Genomic DNA, 19,951 nt, shown 5'->3' on the forward strand with positions numbered 1-19,951 from the left:
CGAAACGTGGTTGATCTGCTCGCCTCCGTTCCGATGGACGTGGAGTCGCCACCGTGCCGATACGGAACTCACCACTGGGCAGGCTCGACGTTTTCCCGGCCACTCGCCACGCTGCGCCCAGCTGTTCCGGCAGCGAAGCGGCTGCGCGCTCTGATGAACGCGGCAGGTCAGCGGACCGCCGCTAGGTGGGCGGCGGCGGGGAGGGTGGCTCATTGTGGGTGTGCGGCGATGCGTTGGGCCAGGTCGGGGAGGTCGGCGCCGGTGAGGCCCGGATAGCCGTGCAGCACCGCGCGCCAGCGGGGCGGCACGGCCGATGCGCCCCAGCGGGCACCGAGCAGGCCGCCGGCAATGGCGGCCGTTGTGTCGGTGTCGTTGCCCGCGCGCACGCAGGCCTCCAGCGCGCGGGGCAGGTGTTCGGGTGTCGACTGGTCGGTGGTGCTGATCGCCCACCACGCGGTCTGCAGGGCGTGCACCACCCAGCCGTTGTCCGGGAAGTCGTCGGGGGTGCCGTGCTCGGCTTCGTCCAGGCGTTCGGTCCAGTACGCCGAATGGGCCGAACCGCGCAGATACTCGCGCACTCCGCCGAAGTCGGCGTGCAGGACAGCGTGGCGCACCGCGTAGGTCCAGAGCTCGCAGGCTTCCACAGCCTGCTCGTCGTGGTGGGTGAGCAGCCCGATCCGGCCCGCCGCCGCGACGCATTCGGCCGCATCGTCGAGATAGGCCAGTGCGACCGGCGCGGTCCGCATGAGGGAGCCGTTGCCGCCGGTCCGCCCGGTCAGCGACATCGCGACCGCCTGCATGTCACGCGCCGAGGACGGCCTGGCCGACAGCACTCGCCTGGTCTGGTTGCCGATATCGGGCGGACCCGAATCGAACCAGGCGACGAACCCGGCCGCGACCGCGTCCAGGTCGATCCCAGGCCCGTGTACCGCGGCCAGCGCGATCGCCAGCGCCATCGAGGTGTCGTCGGTCCATTCGCCGGGCGCCCAGCCGAACGGCCCGCCGCCGATCATGTCGATCACGGTGGCAGGCCCCGGTTTGGTGAACTCGTATCCGGCGCCCAGCGCGTCCCCGGCGGCCCCGCCGACGATCACCCCCGCGACCCGATCGGAGAATCCCGAACCGCCCAACCGAACCACCCCTCCCTGGCATCTTCCGACCATCCAGCCGATCGAGCGTACCGGTCGGATTCTGTGACACACCACTGGTTCGGGCTCGCCACGCGGTGTGCGCCATGTGATGGGAGTGTCTGGACCCGCCCCCGCAACCACCTTCGCCGGAGGAACCAGCACTCGACCACGAGCTCGAATCGAACGAGCCGTCGCTGCCGGACGACCAGTCTCGGTCGCCATGTCGTGTGCCGGTGGAAGTCGACCGGGACGACATCAGCGCCCCGACATGATGACGACGACCAGAAGGACGATCAGTAGTTCCATCGGGCCGGGCTGAGCAGGCATCCCTATCGGCCGCCGTGCGAATCCTCAAGGCGCCGTGACCTCTTCGACGGGTGCGGCGGACGCTGCGTCGCGCCTGGCCCGCCGGGTTCGGCGCAGCGCGTCGGCGGTGAAGATCGCCAGTCCGGCCCAGATCAGGGCGAAGCCCATCCAGCGCGACGGCGGCATCGGCTCGTGCATGATGACCACGCCCCACGCCATCTGCAGCGCGGGCGTCAGGTACTGCAGGATGCCCATGGTCGACAGCGGCACCCGCTGGGCCGCCACCGCGAACAGCAACAGCGGAAGCAGCGTCACCGGGCCGGTGGCCAGCATCAGCCCGGTGTGCGCCGGGGTGGTGGCGAACTCGCTGCGCCCGGTGGACATCAGCACGATCACGAAGGCCAGCGCGAACGGGAACGCGACTACGCCCTCGGCGGCGATACCGCGCAGCGCGTCGAGCCGGATCACCTTCTTCACCAGGCCGTAGGTGGCGAACGAACAGGCCAGGACCAGCGCGATCAGCGGCGGGCGGCCGTAGTCGACGGTCAGCACGATCACCGCGAGCCCACCGAAGCCCAGCGCCACCCATTGCGCGCGGGTGAGCCGTTCCCGGAACAGCACGACCCCGAACGCGACCGTCACCAGCGGGTTGATGAAGTACCCGAGCGCGCACTCGACGACATGCCCGGAATTCACGCCGTACACATAGGTGCCCCAGTTGATCGCGATGGCCGCCGAGGCCGCCGCGGCGAGGCGCCAGGTGCGCGCGTCGATCGCGAGCATTTCCCGCAGCCTGCCCGCGACGGCGAGCGCGATCAGCGCCACGACCAGGGTCCAGAGGATCCGGTGGGCCACGATCTCGGTGGCCGAGGCGAAGGCGAGCAGACCGAAGAACGCCGGGAACATGCCCCAGATGAGGTAGGCGCCGGTCCCGAAGACGACACCGGGCGGCGAGGGGCTGCGCTGCATTCATCCCATGTTACGGCTGCCGTAGCCTGACGAGCATGTCCATTTCCGTGCAGGAGCCCGCGGCGACGGGGCTGACCGCAGCACAGGTCGAACAACGACGCCGGGACGGGCGCACCAACGATGTTCCGGCCCGAGCGAGCCGCTCGGTACGCGACATCGTCCGGGCGAACGTCTTCACCCGCATCAATGCCATCCTCGGTGTGCTCTTCCTGCTCGTCCTGGCCACCGGCTCGCTCATCGACGGCATGTTCGGCCTGCTCATCGTGGCCAACAGCGCCGTCGGCATCATCCAGGAGATCCGGGCCAAACGCACACTCGACCAGCTGGCCATCGTCAGCCAGGCCAAGCCGACGGTGCGGCGCGACGGCGTGGCGACCCAGGTCGCGCCGAGCGAGGTGGTGCTCGACGATCTGATCGAGCTCGGCCCCGGCGACCAGATCGTCGTCGACGGCGAGATCGAGGAATCGGCGGCACTCGAGGTCGACGAATCGCTGCTGACCGGCGAGGCCGATCCGATCGACAAGGGCGCCGGCGCGCCGGTGATGTCGGGCAGCTTCGTGGTCTCGGGCTCCGGCGCCTACCGCGCGACCAAGGTCGGCAAGGACGCCTACGCGGCGAAACTGGCCGAGGAGGCCAGCAAGTTCACCCTGGTGCATTCGGAACTTCGCTCCGGGATCGACAAGATCCTGAAGTTCATCACCTACCTGCTGATCCCGGCGGGCCTGCTGAGCATCTACAACCAGCTGGTCTCCAGCCAGGAGTCCTGGCGGCCCGCGGTCACCGGCATGGTCGCCGCGCTGGTGCCGATGGTGCCCGAAGGCCTGGTCCTGATGACCTCCATCGCGTTCGCGGTCGGTGTGGTGCGGCTGGGGCAGCGCAACTGCCTGGTGCAGGAACTGCCCGCCATCGAGGGGCTGGCCCGCGTCGACGTGGTGTGCGCGGACAAGACCGGCACGCTCACCGAGAACGGCATGCGGCTGGCCGAGATCGAGCCGCTCGGCGCCTTCGACGAGGCCGAGGTCCGCCGGGCACTGGCGGCACTGGCGAGCGACGATCCTCGGCCCAACGCCAGTGTGCAGGCCATCGCCGAAGCCCTGCCCGACGCGCCGGACTGGACGCAGACCGCCATCGCGCCGTTCTCTTCGGCCAAGAAGTGGAGCGGCATCTCCTATGGCGCCCATGGCGATTGGCTGCTCGGCGCGCCCGATGTGCTGCTCGACCCGAGCTCGGCCGATGCCGCGCGGGCCGAACAGCTCGGCTCCTCCGGCCTGCGGGTGCTGCTGCTCGCCCGCGGCGACCGTCCGGTCGACGCCGACGACGCGCCGGGCGTGGTCGAACCCGCCGCCCTGGTCGTACTCGAACAGAAGGTCAGGCCCGACGCCAAGGACACCCTCGAATACTTCGCCGACCAGCAGGTCTCGATCAAGGTGATCTCCGGCGACAACGCCGTCTCGGTGGGCGCGGTCGCCTCCTCGCTCGACCTGCCCGGTGGCGATCATCCGGTCGACGCGCGCACCCTGCCCGAGGACCGCGACGAACTCGCCGACGTGCTCGACCGCGACACCACCTTCGGCCGGGTGCGCCCGGACCAGAAGCGGGCCATGGTCGGCGCCCTGCAGTCGCGCGGGCACACCGTCGCGATGACCGGTGACGGTGTCAACGACGTGCTCGCCCTCAAGGACGCCGATATCGGCGTCGCGATGGGCGCAGGCAGCCCGGCCACCCGCGCGGTGGCGCAGATCGTGTTGCTGGACAACAAGTTCGCGACCCTGCCGTATGTGGTGGGGGAGGGGCGCCGGGTGATCGGCAATATCGAGCGGGTCTCGAATCTGTTCCTCACCAAGACCGTGTATTCGGTGCTGCTCGCCTTCCTGGTCGGGCTGGCCGGGGTGGGGTCGCAGATCTTCGGTTACGACCCGATCGGCTATCCGTTCCTGCCGCGCCACGTCACGATCGCGGCGTGGTTCACCATCGGCATCCCGGCGTTCATCCTGTCGCTGGCCCCGAACAACGAGCGGGCGCGCACCGGGTTCGTCGGCCGGGTCATGCGCCTCGCGGTGCCGTCGGGCGTGGTGATCGGGGTCGCCACCTTCGTGGCCTACCTGATCGCCTACGCGGGGCCGGAGGCGTCGGAGACCCAGAAGGTACAGGCGGGTACCACGGCGCTGATCACCCTGATCATGATCGCGGTGTGGGTGCTCGCGCTGGTCGCGCGGCCGTACGTGTGGTGGAAGGTAGTGCTGATCGCGGTGTCCGTGCTGGCCTACATCGCCCTGTTCACCACCCCGTTCACTCGCGAGTTCTTCAAGCTCGACCCGTCCAATCCGCGGCTGACCCTGGCCGCCTTCGTCTGCGGCGCGGTCGGCATCGTGCTCGTGGAGCTGGCGTGGTGGGTGCAGGCACGGTTGAGCGGCAACCGGGGCAAGTTCATTCCCGCGGTCGGCGCCCAGGGCGCCTGAGGCGCCGCTGACCAGGCCGGGATTGCCTCGGGAACCCTTGCGCCGGACGAACATTCGGGGTTGGAGTACCTTTGCGCACTATGGAGGTACTGCTGCACCAGATCGACGCGTTCGCCGACGCACCGTTCTCGGGCAACCCGGCCGCGGTCATGCCGCTGCCCACCTGGCTGCCGGATGCGCTGCTGCAACAACTGGCCGAGGAGAACAACCTCGCCGAGACCGCGTTCCACACCTCCGAGTTACCGCAGGAGGCGGGTGGCCCGCCCGGCGAATGGCCCGCCTATCACTTGCGCTGGTTCACTCCCGCGGTGGAGGTGGACATGTGTGGGCACGCCACCCTGGCCGCGGCCGCCCAGCTCATCGAGGACATCCATCCTGGCCACGACCGGGTCAGTTTCTACACCCGCTCCGGCTGGCTGCATGTGGATCGCACCGAAGACGACGAGTACGTCCTCGATCTGCCCGCGCTGGTCTCGGTGCCGGTCGACCCCGACCCGGTCCTGATCGCCGCGCTCGGCGTCACCCCCGTGCGCGCCTACACCGGCCAGGACGAGGTGATCGTGGTCGCGAGCGAAGCCGACGTGCTTACTGCCGCACCGGATTTCGGTGCCTTCCCGCCCCTGTCGCGCGGGGTGGTCGTCACCGCAGCCGGGACGAGCGCCGATATCGTCTCCCGCTTCTTCGCCCCCGGTGCCGGGGTGAACGAGGACCCCGTCACCGGTTCGGCGCACGCTCAGCTGGTCCCGCTGTGGAGTCGTGAGCTCGGCCGCGCGTCGCTCACCGCCCGCCAGCTGTCCCGCCGTGGTGGCACGCTGCGTGCCGAGCTCGCCGACGACCGGGTGCTGCTGGCTGGCCGCTGTCGGCGCTATCTCGACGGCGTCGTCACCCTGCCCGACTGATCCGACCGGCCGCCGCCTGCCCCGCGGCGGCCGAAAACCCGTGCTGACCTGCGAAGCGGAGGCCGTCCAGGCCGGCGACGACACGGTGCGGGTGTTCGCCCGAAACCCTTACGGCGACATCACCATCGGGCACGCGGCGGCCGCGTGACCGGGCGCGGTAGCGGCGGTCCGATCCACGCCGGGGCTACTCGCCCGGTACCGGGCCGTCGTCCGGGGTCGGCGTGACGATATCGGTGGTCTCCGGCAGCAGCGGCGCCACCGCGAACGTACCGGCGACCGCGTCGGCGGGCAGCGCCTGCACCGCCCGCACGCCGGATCGCGTCGCCAGCTCCCGCAATCGGGGCAGCGGGCCGCGCACCACCAGCCCGGCCGTGCACGGGCAGCCCGCCCGCAACCTGGCCGCGGCGACCTCGGCGATCTGCGCGCTGCGCTGATCCCGGAACCGCTGGGTCGCCAGCAGGCCGGCCGCGGCGTCGGCGGAGCGTAGCGCGGGTTCGTCGCCCGCGGGGGTCGCGATGGTGAGAATCGGCGTCTGGACCCGATCGATCGGGACGTGCTGGATCACCCCGGAGATCCGCAAGCCGTCGGCCGCGGCCGGAATCTGTTGCGGGGTGAGGTAATCGGTGAACGAGACCAGCGCCCAGTGCGGCTCGGTCCCGTCGCCGTCCAGCGACGCGGCCGCCGCGGCGAGATAGTCCGCGACCCGTTCACCCTGCGCTGGTCCGAGCCGATCGGTCGCGATCGGACCCGACGGCTTCGGGTTGACGACGCCGAGCACCACGACCACCACGGCGAGCACCGCGGCGGCGCCGAGCACCAGCATCGTCTGCCGCCGATCCCGCGCCGCCGCGCGGCCCGGAGACGGTGTGCTCGGCGGCGCAGGCTCGGCGGCTGAAGTCCCGCGGTCGTCCGGTGCCGGATCCGGCACCGGTTCCGGCGACCGCGGGACTTCAGGCATGGCGCAGCACGTCCAGAGCGCCTGCCAGATCGTCGGGGTACTCGCTGGTGATCTCGAGCCAGCGGCCGTCGGCGGGATGGTTGAACCCGAGCTTGCGCGCGTGCAGCCACTGCCGCTCCAGCCCGAGCCGCTTGGCCAGGGTCGGATCGGCGCCGTAGGTGAGGTCACCGGCGCAGGGGTGGCGGATCGCGGAGAAATGCACCCGGATCTGGTGGGTGCGGCCGGTCTCGAGGTGCACGTCGAGCAGGCTCGCGGCCTGGAACGCCTCGATGGTGTCGTAGTGGGTGACGCTGGGTCTGCCGTCACCGGTGACCGCGAACTTCCAGTCGTTGCCGCGCGCCCGCCCGATCGGCGCGTCGATGGTGCCGCTGCTCGGATCGGGATGTCCCTGCACGAGGGCATGGTATTGCTTGTCGACCGTGCGTTGCTTGAAGGCGCGCTTGAGCATCGTGTACGCGTGCTCGGACTGGGCGACCACCATCACCCCGGAGGTACCGACATCGAGCCGGTGCACGATGCCCTGCCGTTCGTGCGCGCCGGAGGTGGAGATGCGGTAGCCCATCGCGGCCAGCCCGCCGACCACGGTCGGCCCGGTCCAGCCGACACCGGTGTGCGCGGCGACGCCGATCGGCTTGTCGACGGCGACGATGTCGTCGTCGGCGTAGAGGATCTTCATTCCCTCCACCGGCGCGGCCTCCACCACCAGCTCTCGTTTCGGTTCCGGGAACACCACTTCCAGCCAGGCGCCCGCGGTCAGCCGGTCGGACTTGCCCGCCGCGACCCCGTCCAGCTGCACCGAGCCCTCCTCGGCCAGCGCGGCGACCGCGGTGCGGGAGAGCCCGAGCAGCCGGGACAGGCCCGCGTCGACCCGCATCCCGTCCAGCCCGTCCGGCACGGGCATCGTCCTGGTCTCTCTCACACTGTGCCTTTCTGCGCATGCTTGCGTCCGCTGCGGGTGCCGTCCGGTTCGAACCCGAACACGGTGAGCGCGACCAGCAGGATCGCCCCGCACACGATGGACGAGTCGGCCACATTGAACACCGGCCACCAGCCGATGGCGACGAAATCGACGACATGGCCCTGCAGCGGGCCCGGGTACCGGAAGATCCGGTCGACCAGGTTGCCCAGCGCGCCGCCGAGCACCATGCCGAGCCCGATCGCCCACCACAGCGAGCGCAGCGTGCGCCCGATCCGGATGACCCCGATCACCACCGCGACCGCGATCAAGGTGAGCAGCCAGGTCATGCCGGTCGCCATCGAGAACGCCGCGCCCGGGTTGCGCACCAGCGTGAACCGCGCGAAATCGCCGATGATCGGTACCGATTCGCCGGGGTCGATGAGGGCCACGGCGAGACATTTGGTCAGCAGGTCGAGCCCGAACAGCACGACGGCGATGATCAGCAGCGTCGGCAACCGGCGTCGACCAGCGGGTTTCGCCGTCCCGGTCGCGGGTTCTTGCGCGTCTTCGCCGGTCTCGGGGACGGCGGCGTTGTCGGTGGGCCGGTCTTCACTCACGCGTCCATCATTCCCTAGAGGCGATCGGCTCTTCGCCGCGGTGCCGGGAGTCCCAGCTGTTACTCAGGAAGCGGTCGTAGGCTGATGGCTGTGACGGTGTTGTCTAGTTCTCGCTCGCCCCGCATCGCACGTCCCGGGGTGTTACTCGTGGCGCTCGTGCTCGGGTTCGCCACCTTCGGTGCCGGCTGCGCCGACCCGTCGCCGTCGCCGGTCGAGACCGAGGGCACCGAGCCGCTCGGGATGAAGGAGGTGACGGTGCCGATCACGGCCGCCGTCACCACCCTGGTGTCGCCCGGTGCCGAGCCGCGCGAGCTGCTGCGTCCGCGCTACCTGCCCGGCACCACGCAGGAGGTGACGCTGCGCACCGACTACCGCATCCAGCAGCAGGTGAACGAGCAGCCGTCGCGCGACTTCTCACCCGCGGCGCTGACCATCCCGATGACCGCGCGCGCAGGCACCGACGGTGTCGATGTCACCGTCGGGACGGTCACCACCCCCGACCCGGTCCTGAACAAGGCGTTCACCACCGCCGACGGGTCATACGCCGGGCTGGAGATGAGCGATCTCGGCGCCATCACCGAATTGCGCCTCGCACCGTCCCCCGACACCCCGAACTCGGCGCGTGCCGCGCTGGAGCAGGCTTTCTACCAGGCCGTCTACCGGTCGATCGCGTTCCCCGACGAGCTGGTCGGGGTGGGTGCGGTGTGGACGGTGCACCAGCAGATCAACGGCGGGGTCGCCCTCGATCAGGTCACCACCGCCACCCTCACCAGCCGCGACGGCGACCGGCTCACCATCGATCTGCAGGTGAGCCAGATCCCCACCGACGACGTGTGGGCGCTGCCCAACGATGCCGGTTCGCTCGATATCGACGGCTATGTGATGGAGGGCACCGGCACCATCATCGTCGACCTCGGCCTGCCGCTGCCGGTCTCGGGCGCCATCGAGGTCGGCGGTCAGCAGACCTATCGCGACTCGCGCAGCGCGAGCATCCTCGTGCAGACGCAGTCGACCCGGATCTCCTGGGCCGAGTGATGCGGGGTACCGTGCTGCGCCGCGCGAGCGGCGCGGCCGCGGCGTTCGCACTCGGATGCGGTGTGGTGGCGTGCAGTCCCGGCTATGACGAGTGCGGCGGGGAGGAGTCGTGTGTCGAGAGCCTCAGCCCGCCGGTGACCGCGGCGCCCGGCACCGGCGCCGTGATCGGTGACCCCACGCTGCTGTCGGCGGGCCTGCTCGCTGCGGCGGATCTGCCCGGTGAGTTCGGCGTGCTGCCCCCGCGCGAGGACGGCACCGGCTCCGCCGTGCCGTCGGAGTCGCCGACCGACCCGCCCGACTGCGCCCGCCTGCTCACGCCGATCGCCGAGCAGTGGCCGGGCTCGGCGGCCGCGGCATCGGTCCACTTCGCCGGACCCGGCTTCGCCACCATCGACATCGACGCGGCCGGCTACGCCGATGCCGCGCTGCCGTCCGCGTTCGGCGCGCTGCAAGCCCTGCCGCGCCGCTGCCGCGCGTACTCCGGTGACGAAGCGGGAGTGCGGATCGACTACCTCACCGACACGCTGGAGCAGCCCAGCGCCGGGGACGCCAATGCCGCCTTCACTCTCACCGCGACGAGTGAAGGTCTGACGATCACCTCCCAGGTCGCCCTGGTCCAGGTGGGCAACACGCTCGTGCAGCTCGTTGTCACCGCGCCGGAATCCGTCGATCCGGGGGTGCTGGCCGATCTCACGGCCGCCCAGGTGCGCAAACTCCGCGGCTGACCCAGCACCTGATCAGGACGCGCTACGACACGGCGGCGGCCAGCTTGCCGCCGAGGTGGGCGATGTAGCCGCGGACCTCCTCGGCCGAGCGGTCGGGGATCCCGAACACCGTCTCGGTGACGCCGAGGTCGGCCCAGCGGGCCAGCTGGTCGGCGTCGTGGCGGCCGGCGAGCGCGATCACCCTCGGTGTGCCGGTGCGGCCCGCCTCGCGCCAGACCCGGTGCAGCAGCGCGATCTTCTCGCCCAGCTCGCCCTCGGTCGGGGTGGTGATCCAGCCGTCGGCGTTGGCGGCCAGCCAGCCGAAGGTCTTCTCGGTGCCGCCTGCGCCGAGCAGTACCGGAATGGTCGGGCTGATCGGCTTCGGCCACGACCAGCTCGGCCCGAAACGCACGAATTCGCCTTCGAAGGCGGCCTCCTCCTGCGACCAGAGGGTGCGCATCGCGTCGAGGTTCTCGCGCAGCACCGTGCGCCGCTTCTTCGGCGGCACACCGTGATGGGCGAGTTCGTCGGTGTTCCAGCCGAATCCGACGCCGAGCTCCACCCGGCCGCCGGCGAGGTGGTCGAGCGAGGCGATGGTCTTGGCGAGGGTGATCGGATGATGTTCGGCGGGCAGTGCCACCGCGGTCGACAGGGTGATCCGCTCGGTCACCGCGGCCGCTGTCGCCAGCGCGACCCACGGGTCGAGGGTGCGCAGGTATCGGTCGTCGGGCAGCGAGGAATCGCCGGTCTGGGGATGCGCCGCCGCGCGGACCACCGGGATGTGGGTGTGCTCGGGCACGTAGAATGCGTCGAACCCCGCGTTCTCCGCGGTCAGCGCGGCGTCGGCGGGCGTGATGCCCCGGTCACTGGTGAACAGCACGATCCCGTACCGCATGGTCGGCCCTCCGGGTCAGACGGTGTAAAAACTGAAACAAGTTCTACCAGTCTTCGTGGCTGTCCGGAAGACCGTGGCCACGGCACCCTTCCCCCGGACCGGTGCGCGGCCTAGGCTCGGAACGGTCCGAGCATCAACCTCGACACGGAGGTATCCGATGTCCGATGTCTCTCCCTTTCCCGCAGGTTACCCGCGGATCTGTCCCGGAATCTCCTGTGCGGGCGCCGCGGCCGCGATCGACTTCTACACCGCGGTCTTCGGCGCCACCGTGCGCATGCTGATGCCGGGCCCAGGCGACACCGTGGTCCACAGCGAATTGCTGGTCGGCGATTCCGTTCTCATGGTCGGTGACCCGGTACCGGAGATCGGCTTCCTCGATCCGAAGGCGGTCGGCGGATCGCCGGTCAACCTGATGGTCTACGTCGCCGACGCCGATGCCGCCTTCGCCGCCGCGATCGCCGCGGGCGCCACCGAGATCACCCCGATGACCGACCAGTTCTACGGCGACCGCAGCGGCGCCTTCGAGGATCCGTGGGGTCACCGGTGGACGGTGGCGACCCACATCGAGGACGTCTCCGAAGCCGAGATGCAGCGGCGCATGCAGGAGATGATGAACGCGGCGGGCTGAGCCGGTTCGTCAGCCCTGCACGATCGAATCACCCTCCACGCGAACCGGTTTCGGGGGCAGCGGGCGGGCGGCCGGGCCGCTGCTCACGCTGCCGTCGAGCCCGAAGCGGCTGCCGTGACACGGACAGTTGATGGTGCCGTCGGCGATCTTGGCGACCTTGCAGCCCGCATGGGTACAGGTGGCCGACAGGCCGACGAAGGTGCCCGCGGTCGGCTGGGTGATCACCGTGTCGCCCACGATCACCCCGCCGCCCACCGGCACGTCGGACGTTTTCGCGAGCGCGCCCGCCGGGCCGTCGGCCGGTGGTGCCACCTCGGCCGCGGCGCCGCTGTCGTTGCCGTAGGTGCTGCAGCCCGCCAGCGCGGCCGCGGCGGCGATGGCGCCCGCGCCGACCACGGCGGTCCTGCGGTCGATCCTGATCTCGTTGCTTGTCATCGTTGTGCTCCGTTGTCCGAGGTCGAGGTGGTCAGAAGGTGAGGCCGTTGTTCTGGAAGAACCACAGCGACGAGGTCAGCCACAAGCCGGTCAGGCCGGCGAAGGTCACTCCGCCCGCGACGGGAATGGTCCAGCCGGGCAGTCCCTTTCGGGTCAGCAGCAGCATCTTCGCCACGAAGACGCCGTAGAAGAAGCAGCCGAGGACCGAATGCGCGTACACCCTGGCGGTCCCGTCCTGGAAGCCGAGCGCGTACAGGCAGTGCACCGCGACCGGCGCGCTGAGCAGCACCGCGGCCCGGCCCGACCACACATGCACGACACCGATCCACGGCGGCGCGGTGAGACCGGGCAGCTTGCCGTACATGAGCAGCGCGGACAACAGCTGGCCGATCGCCAGCGCGAATACCGCCGTGGCCAGCCAGGCCTTGACCGCGGTGGGACTGGAGAACCCGGCCACATTCACGGCGAAGAACCGTGGTTCGTGAACCTTGCCGTACACCCCGAGCGCGACCGACACCGCGGCACCGACCAGCACCGCGACGATCAGGCCGATGGTCGCGTTCGGGCGCGCGATCCGCTGCTCAGCCGACATCGTCGCCTCCGCTCACCTTGGTGGCGGTCACCTCGGCGCCCGCCACGGTCGCGGTGCCGTCCGGGCGCAGTGCCGGTGCCGGTGTGGTGGTGCCGTCGGCGGCCCGCTGCACGCCGGTGACCCGGCCCGCGCCGTCGGTGATCCAGCTCTGCCGCACGCCCGCTGCCTCGTAGACGTAGAGCCCGGCCGGGGGCTGCACCGGCGCGGCGGTGAACGTCCACTGCTTGCCGCCGATCGCCAGCGACCCGGTGACCGCATCGCCGTCGAAGTCGCCGTCGAAGCTCGCCGCGTTCTTTCCGGTCAGCCGCAGCGTCCCGGCCTCCGCGGGCCCGTCCAGCCAGCTCTCGATCGCGACCCCGTCGCAGGCATAGGCGATCGCCTTCTCACCCTCGACGGTGATCGCCAGGGTGAGCGTCGCGCCCGATGCCAGCGAGGTGGTCCCGACGTAGTCGGCCTCGGCGGGGAACGGTGTCGCGGCCGTCTCGTCCTGGGCGGTGGCCTGGGTCGTTGCCGCCGTCGGTGGCGGCGCGACGGCCTCGGTGGATGTCGTCGTGTCCTGTGCCATGTTGACGACGAACAGCGTGCCGCCGAGCACGCCTACCGCCGCCAGGGTCAGCCAGGGCCCCAGTCTGCTCATCGGTGAATCTCCTCCCGCTCGGCCGCGGCATTCGCGACCGGGAACGGGTCCTTCGCAGCATCGCGCGCCCGCTCCTGCACAGTTCAACGGGACAGCCGATGCGCCGGTTCGATCCGCACGCCAGGTTTTCGCTCGGTGTGCACCGAGCTTTCCACCGCGACCGGGGCCGCCCGGCTACTGGAGCCGGAACTCCATCATGGCGATCGCGTCGTCGACCGCGGTGACGAGCGATTCCAAGCGGGCGTGCGGGTCGGGAGCCGAGAGGGCCGCCTGTCGGTCGGTGGGGCCGATCGGCAGGCGGGCGGCCAGCTCGTAGGAGCGTTCGGTCGGGTCGTCGGGGAGCTGCTCGAGCGAGGCCGACGGCGGCGGGCGCCGGATCCCGGAGCGCCGGGCGAGCTGGGCGGTGAGGGTGTGCAGCCGGTCGGCTCGTTTGCACAGGTCGGCCAGCAGATCGGTATCGTCGGCGCCGATCTCGTCCGGCCAGATCCGCGCGTCCGCGCGCGGATACGGTGCGTCGGGCAGCCACTCGTCGACCCGGATCCGGTCGGTGCCGACGCAGCGCAGCCGGAACCGGGACCCCGACAGCTCGACGACATCGATGATCCTGGCGACGACGCCGACGTCGGTGCGCACGTCACCGCCGCCGACCTCGTGCCCACGGGCGATCAGCACCACCCCGAACTCCGGCTCCCGTGTCCCGTCGAGGCAGTCCCGCACCAGGTCCACATAGCGTGGCTCGAAGATCTGCAACGACAGCGGCTCGCCGGGCAGCAGCACCGCGCCCAGCGGAAACATCGGAATCTCCACCCTCACAGGATGCCCGCTGTCGCGGCTGCCATGCCCGAACGGCTCGCTGCCGCCTCCCCTCATCCCTTGGCGATCGCCGCGAAGACCGTGGGATCGACCAGGGTGGAGGTGTCGCCGAGTTCGCGTCCCTCGGCCACATCGCGCAGCAGCCTGCGCATGATCTTGCCGCTGCGGGTCTTGGGCAGCTCCGGTACCAGGTGGATCTCGCGCGGCCGGGCGATCGGGCTGATCTCCAGCGACACCGCGGCTTTCAGTTCGGTGACGAGCGCGTCGTCGGCGACCGCCGACCCGGTGAGGATGACGAAGGCGACGATGCCCTGCCCGGTGGTCGCGTCGGCGGCGCCGACCACCGCGGCCTCGGCCACCGCCGGATGCCCGACGAGCGCGGATTCGACCTCGGCGGTGGAGATGCGGTGGCCGGAGACGTTCATGACATCGTCCACCCGGCCCAGGATCCACAGATCGCCGTCGGCGTCGAGCTTGGCCCCGTCCCCGGCGAAATACCACCCTTCGGAAGCGAAACGCTGCCAATAGGTTTCGCGGAAGCGGTCCATGTCGTTCCAGATGCCGCGCAGCATCGACGGCCACGGCTGATCGAGGACGAGCAGCCCGGCGGCGTCGTTGCCGAGCGGGGTGCCGTCGTCGTCGACGACTTTCGCCGAGATGCCGGGCAGCGGGCGCATGGCGGCGCCGGGCTTGGCTGCGGTGACGCCGGGCAGTGGGGAGATCATGATGGCGCCGGTTTCGGTTTGCCACCAGGTGTCCACGATCGGGGTCTTGTTCGCGCCGAACACCTCGCGGTACCAGCGCCAGGCTTCGGGGTTGATGGGTTCGCCGACGGAGCCGAGCAGGCGCAGGCTGGTGAGGTTGTGGGCGTCGGGGATCTCGCGGCCCCATTTCATGAAGGTGCGGATGAGGGTTGGGGCGGTGTAGTAGATGGTGACGCCGTATTTTTCGATGATCTGGAAGTGGCGGTGTTCGGTGGGGGAGTTGGGGGTGCCTTCGTAGACGACCTGGGTGGCGCGGTTGGCGAGGGGGCCGTAGACGATGTAGCTGTGTCCGGTGACCCAGCCGATGTCGGCGGTGCACCAGTAGATGTCGGTGCCTGGTTTGTGGTCGAAGACGTTGTGGTGGGTGTAGGCGGCTTGGGTGAGGTAGCCGCCGCTGGTGTGCAGGATGCCTTTGGGTTTTCCGGTGGTGCCGGAGGTGTAGAGGATGAAGAGTGGATGCTCGGCGGGGAACGGCCGCGCCTCGTGGGAAGGTGAAGCGAGCGCGACGGTTTCGTCCCACCACAGGTCGCGTCCCGCCGTCCACGGCACCTCGATCCCGGTGCGGCGGACCACCAGCACCTGCTCCACCGAGGTGGGATCGGCACCGAGCGCCTCGTCGACCGCCGACTTCAGCGGCGCGGGTTTGCCACGGCGCCACTGCCCGTCGCTCGTCACGATCAGCCGTGCCCGCGCGTCGTCGACGCGCTGGCGCAGCGCGCTGGGCGAGAACCCGGCGAACACCACCGAATGCGGCAGACCCAGTCGCGCACACGCCAGCATGGTGACGATCGCCTCGGGCACCATCGGCAGGTAGATCGCCACCCGGTCGCCTGCCACCAGCCCCAACGCCGTGAACGTGTTCGCTGCGCGCGAGACCTCGTCGAGCAGTTCGCGATAGGTGATGGCGCGCGAGTCGCCCGGCTCGCCCTCCCAGTGGATGGCGACCTGGTCGCCGTGTCCGTCGAGCACGTGCCGGTCGAGGCAGTTGTAGGCGACATTGAGCTCGCCGTCGGCGAACCAGCGCGCCACCGGCGCGTCGCTCCAGTCCAGTACTCGGGCGAAGGGCTTGTGCCAGTGCAGCCGGGCGGCCTGTTCGGCCCAGAAGCCGTCGCGGTCGGTCTCGCCGCGCTCGTAGAGGTCGGCGCCCGCGTTGGCGGCGGCGGCGAACTCGGCGGCGGGCGGGTAGCTGCTCGCCTGGTCGGGTCGGGTGGGGTCGGTGACGGCACCGGTCACGGGAAATCTCCTTCGAACTTCAGGGGGGCATGGCCGGGGCCGGTGGGGTCACCACCGGCCCCGGCGGGGATGGTCAGTGCGAGATCGCCTTCTCCGCACCGACACCGGTGAGCGAGCGCACTTCCATCTCGGCGGCCTTGGCGGCGTCGGCCTGCTCGCCGCGGCCACCGACATAGGTCCCGACGATGCCGAGCACGAACGCCAGCGGGATCGACACGATGCCCGGATTGGACAGCGGGAACCAGTGGAAGTCGACGCCGGTGATCATCGCGGACTTGCCGCCCGACACCGCCGGGGAGAACACGATGAGCACGATGGTCGAGATCAGGCCGCCGTACATCGACCACAGTGCGCCGGTGGTGTTGAATCGCCGCCAGAACAGCGAGTACAGGATCGTCGGCAGGTTCGCGGCGGCGGCCACCGCGAACGCCAGCGCCACCAGGAACGCGATGTTCTGGCCGTTGGCCAGGATGCCGAGCCCGATCGCCAGCACGCCGATCACCACCGCGGTGATCCGGGAGACCCGCACCTGCTTGGTTTCGTCGACCTCGCCCTTCTTCAGCACACTCGCGTAGATGTCGTGGGCGAAGGAAGCCGATGCGGTGATCGTCAGGCCCGCCACCACCGCGAGGATCGTCGCGAACGCGACCGCCGAGATGATGCCGAGCAACAGCACCCCACCGAGTTCGAACGCCAGCAGCGGCGCCGCCGAGTTCTGCCCGCCCGCGGCGGCGAGGATCCGGTCGGGGCCGACGATGGCGGCCGCGCCGTAGCCGAGCACCAGGGTGAACAGGTAGAACGCGCCGATCAGGCTGATCGCCCAGACCACGGAGCGGCGTGCCTCTTTCGCGGTCGGCACCGTGTAGAAGCGCATCAGCACATGCGGCAGACCCGCGGTGCCGAGCACCAGCGCCAGACCGAGCGACAGGAAGTTCAGCTTCGACACCTCGCTGCCGCCGTATTGGGCACCGGGGGCGAGCACATCACGCGCGGCGACCGCCTCGCTGGCCGACCCGCTCACCGAATGCTGTGCGGCACCGAGGATGTCGGAGAAGTTGAACCCGAACTTGGCCAGCACCAGCACCGTCATCAGCGCGGCACCGGCGATCAGCAGCACCGCCTTGATGATCTGCACCCACGTGGTGCCCTTCATGCCGCCGACCAGCACGTACACGATCATCAGCACACCGACGACCGCGATGACCAGCGATTGACCTGCGCGCGAGGAGATGTCGAGCAGCAGCGCGACCAGACCGCCGGCGCCCGCCATCTGCGCGAGCAGATAGAACAGCGACACCGTGAGGGTGGTCAGCGCGGCCGCGGTGCGCACCGGGCCTTGCTTCAACCGGAAGCTGAGCACGTCGGCCATGGTGAATTTGCCGGTGTTGCGCAGCATCTCGGCCACCAGCAGCAGCGCAACCAGCCAGGCGACGAGGAACCCGATCGAGTACAGGAACCCGTCGTAGCCGTAGACGGCGATGGCGCCTGCGATGCCGAGGAAGCTGGCCGCCGACAGGTAGTCGCCCGCGATGGCGATGCCGTTCTGCGGGCCGGAGAAGCCGCGGCCGCCGGTGAAATAGTCGGCGGCACTGGCGTTGTTGCGGCTGGCCCGGATCACCACGACCATGGTGACCGCGACGAACAGCAGGAAGATGGCGATATTGGCGACGGGGTTGCCCACCGTCGTGTCCGCGGCGAGGACGTTCATGCCCGGCCCTCCATGGTCTCGCGGATGGCCGCGGCGCGCGGATCCAGTTCACGATTGGCGAATCGGACGTAGAGCCCGGTGATGAGGAAGGTGGAGACGAACTGCCCGAGGCCGAGCAGCAGGCCCACATTGATGTTGCCGAAGACCCGAGTCGCCATGAAGTCGTGCGCGTAGGCGCCGAGCAGCACATAGCTCAGATACCACAGCAGGAACAGGGCGGTCATCGGGAAGACGAAGCGGCGCAGGCGCGTACGCAGATCCTGGAACTGCGGGCTCGCCTGCACGGCGAGCCATTCGTCGGCACTCGGCGTGCGCCGGTCCGGCGCTGGTGCGGTGTCGGTTTCGGTCATGCTGGGTGTTCCTAGCTTGAGGGGGGTCGTGCGTGGAACGACCGTAAGGCGGTGAGCCCCGTCACAGAACGGTGTGGTGTGGGTCACTCGGTGAAGGTGGCCGCCGCTGCGGTGAACGGTCGCTGTGGCGCGACGAGCGGTCGGCGCGAAATCACCGGTGCGTGGCGGTGGCCGGGTCGCGGTCGGCGCTGAGCCCGAGCCGTTCCGGGGCGTGCATGCGCAGGAAGATGCCCGCGACGGTCCGCCGGTCCTGCCCGGTGGTCAGCAGGCTGACCAGGATGGTCACCGCGAACGCCAGCGGCACACTGACCGCGCCGGGATAGTCGACGATCGCCGACGGCCACCCGCCCGCCAGCTCGGGTGACACCCCACCGAGCACCGCGAGCACCGTCGCGCCGCCCGCGGTGATCCCGCCGGTCAGCAGTCCGCTCACCGCACCGGCCGCGGTCAGGCCGCGCCACCAGATGCCGAGCACCAGCAGCGGGCACAGCGTCGAGGCGGCCACCGAGAACGCCAGCGCGACCGTCCGCGACAGGTCGAGGGAGGCGACGGTGAGCGCGAGGGTCAGCGGGACGAGCCCGGCGACCAGGGCTGCGGCCCGGAAGTCCCGGATCCGGCCGCGCAGCACATCGGTGCTCAGCACCCCGGCCAGGCTCACCAGCAGTCCCGACGAGGTGGACAGGAATGCCGCGATCGCGCCCGCCGCCGCCAGTGCGGCAAGCAGCTGGCCGCCGAGCCCGCCGAGCACCGCGCCGGGTAGCAGCACCACCGCCGCGTCCGAGGCGCCGGTGATCAGCAACTGTGGCACGTAGAGCCGGGCGAACACCCCGAGCAGTATCGGGAACAGATAGAACAGGCCGACCAACCCGATCACGGCCAGCGCGGTCCGGCGCGCCGACGGGCCGTCCCGGTTGGTGTAGAACCGCACCAGCACGTGCGGCAGGCCCATGGTGCCGAGGAAGGTGGCCACGATCAGTGAGAACACCTGGTACTGCGGGTGTTCGCCACCGAACCCGCCGCCCGCGGCCACCCAGCCCGCGCCGTCGGCGGGCGCGCCCGCCACCACCGGCACCGCCGCGCCGGCGTCGAGGACCAGCTCGGTGCCCGCGGCGAGGGCGTGGTCGCCGGGCGTGAGCAGGACCGGACCGTCGGCGGTGCGCCCGTCCACGGTGCCGGTGATCCGCACCTGCTGCGCGACGTCGAGGTGCACCACCACATCGGTGGAGATGTCGACCGTGGTGCGCGTGTCGACGGTGGGTGGCGCCGGGGTGCCGACCGGTGCCCGGTCGCCGAGGAAATACAGGCCGAGCACCAGCGCGGGCACCGCGACCGCGGTCAGTTTCAGCCAGTACTGGAAGGCTTGCACCAGGGTCACCGACCGCATGCCGCCACCGATCACATTCACCAGCACGATCGCCCCGACCGCGGCCGCGCCCACCCAGTGCGGTGCGCCGAGCAGGATGTGCAGGGTCAGTCCGGCGCCCTGGAACTGCGGGATCAGATACACCGCGCAGACCAGGACGACGAGCGCGGCGGCCATGCGCCGCAGCCGGATCGAGCCGAGCCGGAACTCGGCGAAATCGGGGACGGTGTAGGCGCCGGAGCGACGCAGCGGGGCGGCCACGAACATCAGCAGACCCAGATAGCCCGCGGTGAACCCGACCGGGTACCACAGCGCGTCGGCACCGTACTTCGCGATCAGCCCGGCGACGCCGAGAAACGAGGCGGCCGAGAGGTATTCGCCGGAGATCGCCGCCGCGTTCCAGCGCGAGCCGACCGTGCGCGAGGCGACCAGGAAATCGGAGGTGGTGCGGGACAGGCGGACTCCGTAGAACCCGATGCCGATGGTCGCCGCCGCGGCGAGCACCAGGGCGGAGATGGTGAGTGCCGGGTTGTCCGGTGTCATCGGGCGTGCTCCGGC

The 19,951-nt window shown here is 70.4% G+C and carries 19 protein-coding genes; 5 read left to right on the plus strand and 14 right to left on the minus strand.

Annotated elements, in window-relative coordinates; genetic code table 11:
- Positions 1 to 209 precede the first annotated feature (209 nt).
- Positions 210 to 1,139, minus strand: a complete 930-nt coding sequence (locus tag ACFOW8_RS01335; protein WP_378544108.1) for an ADP-ribosylglycohydrolase family protein — start codon at positions 1,137 to 1,139, stop codon at positions 210 to 212.
- 342 nt (positions 1,140 to 1,481) lie between these two features.
- Positions 1,482 to 2,405 (minus strand): EamA family transporter RarD, encoded by a 924-nt coding sequence (rarD, locus tag ACFOW8_RS01340; protein WP_378544111.1) that lies wholly within the window; start codon positions 2,403 to 2,405, stop codon positions 1,482 to 1,484.
- A gap of 35 nt (positions 2,406 to 2,440) precedes the next feature.
- Between rarD and ACFOW8_RS01345 the strand changes: the two genes are divergently transcribed.
- A complete protein-coding gene (locus ACFOW8_RS01345; protein ID WP_378544114.1) occupies positions 2,441 to 4,864 on the plus strand; it encodes a cation-translocating P-type ATPase in 2,424 nt (807 codons plus the stop codon).
- A gap of 80 nt (positions 4,865 to 4,944) precedes the next feature.
- Complete coding sequence (locus ACFOW8_RS01350) at positions 4,945 to 5,763, plus strand: PhzF family phenazine biosynthesis protein (protein WP_378544117.1); 819 nt, start codon at positions 4,945 to 4,947, stop codon at positions 5,761 to 5,763.
- 184 nt (positions 5,764 to 5,947) lie between these two features.
- Here the strand turns inward: ACFOW8_RS01350 and ACFOW8_RS01355 are convergent, their stop codons facing one another.
- The 3 genes from ACFOW8_RS01355 to lspA are packed head-to-tail and all read right to left on the minus strand — an operon-like array spanning position 5,948 to position 8,236.
- Positions 5,948 to 6,721, minus strand: a complete 774-nt coding sequence (locus tag ACFOW8_RS01355) for a hypothetical protein (RefSeq protein ID WP_378544120.1) — start codon at positions 6,719 to 6,721, stop codon at positions 5,948 to 5,950.
- On the minus strand, positions 6,714 to 7,640 hold the full coding sequence (locus tag ACFOW8_RS01360) for an RluA family pseudouridine synthase (protein ID WP_378544123.1): 927 nt from the start codon (positions 7,638 to 7,640) through the stop codon (positions 6,714 to 6,716). Before ACFOW8_RS01360 ends, ACFOW8_RS01355 begins: the two co-directional genes overlap by 8 nt.
- Positions 7,637 to 8,236 (minus strand): signal peptidase II, encoded by a 600-nt coding sequence (gene lspA / locus ACFOW8_RS01365; RefSeq protein ID WP_378544126.1) that lies wholly within the window; start codon positions 8,234 to 8,236, stop codon positions 7,637 to 7,639. Before lspA ends, ACFOW8_RS01360 begins: the two co-directional genes overlap by 4 nt.
- 147 nt (positions 8,237 to 8,383) lie before the next feature.
- On the opposite strand from lspA, the gene ACFOW8_RS01370 reads away from it, so the two are divergent.
- The gene (locus ACFOW8_RS01370; RefSeq protein WP_449289751.1) at positions 8,384 to 9,271 is read left to right on the plus strand and encodes a hypothetical protein; all 888 of its coding nucleotides are present in this window, start codon (positions 8,384 to 8,386) and stop codon (positions 9,269 to 9,271) included.
- A complete protein-coding gene (locus ACFOW8_RS01375) occupies positions 9,268 to 9,996 on the plus strand; it encodes a hypothetical protein (protein ID WP_378544129.1) in 729 nt (242 codons plus the stop codon). Before ACFOW8_RS01370 ends, ACFOW8_RS01375 begins: the two co-directional genes overlap by 4 nt.
- A 22-nt stretch (positions 9,997 to 10,018) precedes the next feature.
- Here ACFOW8_RS01375 and ACFOW8_RS01380 read toward each other — a convergent pair whose 3' ends face one another.
- Positions 10,019 to 10,870: a TIGR03619 family F420-dependent LLM class oxidoreductase gene (locus ACFOW8_RS01380; RefSeq protein WP_378544132.1), complete on the minus strand. Its 852-nt coding sequence runs from the start codon at positions 10,868 to 10,870 to the stop codon at positions 10,019 to 10,021.
- Between the two features lie 157 nt (positions 10,871 to 11,027).
- Here ACFOW8_RS01380 and ACFOW8_RS01385 point away from each other — a divergent pair, with 157 nt between their 5' ends.
- Positions 11,028 to 11,498, plus strand: a complete 471-nt coding sequence (locus ACFOW8_RS01385) for a VOC family protein (RefSeq protein WP_378544135.1) — start codon at positions 11,028 to 11,030, stop codon at positions 11,496 to 11,498.
- Between the two features lie 9 nt (positions 11,499 to 11,507).
- On the opposite strand, the gene ACFOW8_RS01390 is transcribed toward ACFOW8_RS01385, so the two are convergent.
- The 8 genes from ACFOW8_RS01390 to ACFOW8_RS01425 form a co-directional block, all read right to left on the minus strand.
- On the minus strand, positions 11,508 to 11,933 hold the full coding sequence (locus tag ACFOW8_RS01390) for a Rieske (2Fe-2S) protein (protein WP_378544137.1): 426 nt from the start codon (positions 11,931 to 11,933) through the stop codon (positions 11,508 to 11,510).
- Between the two features lie 31 nt (positions 11,934 to 11,964).
- Positions 11,965 to 12,525: a DUF6529 family protein gene (locus tag ACFOW8_RS01395; protein ID WP_378544140.1), complete on the minus strand. Its 561-nt coding sequence runs from the start codon at positions 12,523 to 12,525 to the stop codon at positions 11,965 to 11,967.
- Positions 12,515 to 13,162 (minus strand): hypothetical protein, encoded by a 648-nt coding sequence (locus ACFOW8_RS01400; RefSeq protein ID WP_378544143.1) that lies wholly within the window; start codon positions 13,160 to 13,162, stop codon positions 12,515 to 12,517. Before ACFOW8_RS01400 ends, ACFOW8_RS01395 begins: the two co-directional genes overlap by 11 nt.
- Before the next feature lie 174 nt (positions 13,163 to 13,336).
- Entirely contained in the window at positions 13,337 to 13,957 is a 621-nt protein-coding gene (locus ACFOW8_RS01405; RefSeq protein ID WP_378544256.1) for an LON peptidase substrate-binding domain-containing protein, read from the minus strand.
- Positions 13,958 to 14,028: 71 nt separating this feature from the next.
- A complete protein-coding gene (gene acs, locus ACFOW8_RS01410) occupies positions 14,029 to 15,972 on the minus strand; it encodes an acetate--CoA ligase (RefSeq protein ID WP_378544146.1) in 1,944 nt (647 codons plus the stop codon).
- 73 nt (positions 15,973 to 16,045) lie between these two features.
- Entirely contained in the window at positions 16,046 to 17,680 is a 1,635-nt protein-coding gene (locus ACFOW8_RS01415; protein ID WP_378544149.1) for a solute symporter family protein, read from the minus strand.
- Positions 17,677 to 18,030, minus strand: coding sequence for a DUF485 domain-containing protein (locus ACFOW8_RS01420; protein ID WP_378544152.1), 354 nt, complete (start codon positions 18,028 to 18,030; stop codon positions 17,677 to 17,679). The genes ACFOW8_RS01415 and ACFOW8_RS01420 overlap by 4 nt, the downstream gene beginning before the upstream one ends.
- A gap of 151 nt (positions 18,031 to 18,181) precedes the next feature.
- Entirely contained in the window at positions 18,182 to 19,936 is a 1,755-nt protein-coding gene (locus ACFOW8_RS01425) for a sodium/solute symporter (protein WP_378544155.1), read from the minus strand.
- Positions 19,937 to 19,951 lie beyond the last annotated feature (15 nt).

The organism is Nocardia rhizosphaerae (assembly GCF_042650365.1).
Taxonomy (GTDB): Bacteria; Actinomycetota; Actinomycetes; order Mycobacteriales; family Mycobacteriaceae; genus Nocardia; species Nocardia rhizosphaerae.

Coding starts and splice junctions, on each gene's coding strand:
- rarD (WP_378544111.1), bottom strand. CDS start 2,405: ATGCAGCGCAGCCCCTCGCCGCCCGGTGTCGTCTTCGGGACCGGCGCC.
- ACFOW8_RS01345 (WP_378544114.1), top strand. CDS start 2,441: ATGTCCATTTCCGTGCAGGAGCCCGCGGCGACGGGGCTGACCGCAGCA.
- ACFOW8_RS01350 (WP_378544117.1), top strand. CDS start 4,945: ATGGAGGTACTGCTGCACCAGATCGACGCGTTCGCCGACGCACCGTTC.
- ACFOW8_RS01355 (WP_378544120.1), bottom strand. CDS start 6,721: ATGCCTGAAGTCCCGCGGTCGCCGGAACCGGTGCCGGATCCGGCACCG.
- ACFOW8_RS01380 (WP_378544132.1), bottom strand. CDS start 10,870: ATGCGGTACGGGATCGTGCTGTTCACCAGTGACCGGGGCATCACGCCC.
- ACFOW8_RS01385 (WP_378544135.1), top strand. CDS start 11,028: ATGTCCGATGTCTCTCCCTTTCCCGCAGGTTACCCGCGGATCTGTCCC.
- ACFOW8_RS01390 (WP_378544137.1), bottom strand. CDS start 11,933: ATGACAAGCAACGAGATCAGGATCGACCGCAGGACCGCCGTGGTCGGC.
- ACFOW8_RS01395 (WP_378544140.1), bottom strand. CDS start 12,525: ATGTCGGCTGAGCAGCGGATCGCGCGCCCGAACGCGACCATCGGCCTG.
- ACFOW8_RS01400 (WP_378544143.1), bottom strand. CDS start 13,162: ATGAGCAGACTGGGGCCCTGGCTGACCCTGGCGGCGGTAGGCGTGCTC.
- ACFOW8_RS01405 (WP_378544256.1), bottom strand. CDS start 13,957: ATGTTTCCGCTGGGCGCGGTGCTGCTGCCCGGCGAGCCGCTGTCGTTG.
- ACFOW8_RS01415 (WP_378544149.1), bottom strand. CDS start 17,680: ATGAACGTCCTCGCCGCGGACACGACGGTGGGCAACCCCGTCGCCAAT.
- ACFOW8_RS01420 (WP_378544152.1), bottom strand. CDS start 18,030: ATGACCGAAACCGACACCGCACCAGCGCCGGACCGGCGCACGCCGAGT.
- ACFOW8_RS01425 (WP_378544155.1), bottom strand. CDS start 19,936: ATGACACCGGACAACCCGGCACTCACCATCTCCGCCCTGGTGCTCGCC.